We start from the raw sequence: 1,649 nt of genomic DNA, 5'->3' as shown, positions 1-1,649 counted from the left end.
CCTCCACGAAATCTACGAAGGCGAAGTCCGCTACGCCCGCGACGCCTTCGAAGGCCTGCGCCTGATGGACGCCCTCATCGCCGTCAAACGCGGCGCTCCCGGCGCCGAACTCCCACCCCTCAAGCAGCGCCGTGTGCCGCAGCGGACCGCGGTCCTCGATGTGCGCGAGCCGGAAGACGCCGGCCGCTCGGACGTGGCCGTCGACAACCCGGTGCCCGAGCCGCCGTTCCTCGGCACCCGGGTCGTCAAGGGCATCCAGCTCAAGGAATACGCGGGATGGCTGGACGAACAGGCGCTCTTCAAGGGCCAGTGGGGCCTCAAGGACGCCGGCTCCATCGAGACGGAGGGGAGGCCGCGGCTGCGCGGCTGGCTGGAGCGGATGCACACCGAGCGGCTCCTCGAGGCGGCCGTGGTCTACGGCTACTTCCCCTGCGTCTCCAAGGGCGACGACCTGATCGTCCTCGACGAGGACGGGGGAGAGCGGACCCGGTTCACCTTCCCGCGCCAGAGCCGCGGCCGCCGGCTCTGCCTCTCCGACTTCGTACGCCCGGACGACTCCGGCGAGGTCGACGTCGTCGGCTTCCAGGTCGTCACCGTCGGCTCGAGGATCGGCGAGGCCACGGCCAGGCTCTTCGAGTCCGACTCCTACCGCGACTACCTCGAGCTGCACGGCCTGTCCGTCCAGCTCGCCGAAGCCCTGGCCGAGTACTGGCACGCCCGCGTCCGCGCCGAGCTCGGCATCGCCGGGTCCGATCCGGCGGCCATGGACGGCATGTTCCGTACCGAGTACCAGGGCTGCCGCTACTCCCTCGGCTACCCGGCCTGCCCCGAGCTGGCGGACCGGGCCAAGATCGCCGACCTCCTCCGGCCGGAGCGCATCGGCGTCCACCTCTCCGAGGAGTTCCAGCTGCACCCCGAGCAGTCCACCGACGCCATCGTCATCCACCACCCCGAGGCCGGCTACTTCAACGCGGGAGGCCGCCGATGACCTCCGGCTTCGGACGAGTTCAAGGAGCACAACCCATGCCCGCCGAGTTCACGGACTTCAAGGTCGCCGACCTCTCCCTCGCCGCTTTCGGCCGCAAGGAGATCACCCTGGCCGAGCACGAGATGCCGGGTCTGATGTCGATCCGCGAGGAGTACGCCGAGGCGCAGCCGCTGGCGGGCGCCCGCATCACCGGCTCGCTGCACATGACGGTGCAGACGGCCGTCCTGATCGAGACGCTCGTCGCCCTCGGTGCCCAGGTCCGCTGGGTGTCCTGCAACATCTACTCGACGCAGGACCACGCGGCGGCGGCGATCGCGGCCGCCGGCATCCCGGTCTTCGCCTGGAAGGGCGAGACGCTGGAGGAGTACTGGTGGTGCACGGAGCAGGCGCTGACCTGGCCCGGGCACGCGGGCCCGAACATGATCCTCGACGACGGCGGTGACGCCACCCTGCTGGTCCACAAGGGCGTCGAGTACCAGAAGGCCGGCAGGGTCCCGGACCCCTCGACCGCCGACAACGAGGAGATGGGCTTCGTCCTGGAACTGCTGGGCCGCTCCGCGCTGGACTGGACGCAGCTCGCGTCGGAGATCCGCGGTGTGACGGAGGAGACCACGACCGGTGTCCACCGCCTCTACGAGATGATGGCCGAGGGCACGCTGCT

2 protein-coding genes are annotated in these 1,649 nt (G+C 70.3%); both read left to right on the top strand.

The window, feature by feature from the left end; genetic code table 11:
- On the top strand, positions 1-988 hold a 988-nt coding region (locus ACZ4WZ_RS33905), incomplete at its 5' end, for a vitamin B12 dependent-methionine synthase activation domain-containing protein (protein ID WP_467896961.1).
- Positions 989-1,023: 35 nt separating this feature from the next.
- Positions 1,024-1,649: adenosylhomocysteinase (locus tag ACZ4WZ_RS33900; protein WP_467896959.1), on the top strand; the 626-nt coding region annotated here is incomplete at its 3' end.

Source organism: Streptomyces sp. NPDC029122 (assembly GCF_055569445.1).
Note: the sequence above shows the minus strand (reverse complement) of the source record. Positions and strands in the feature narration are given on the sequence as shown.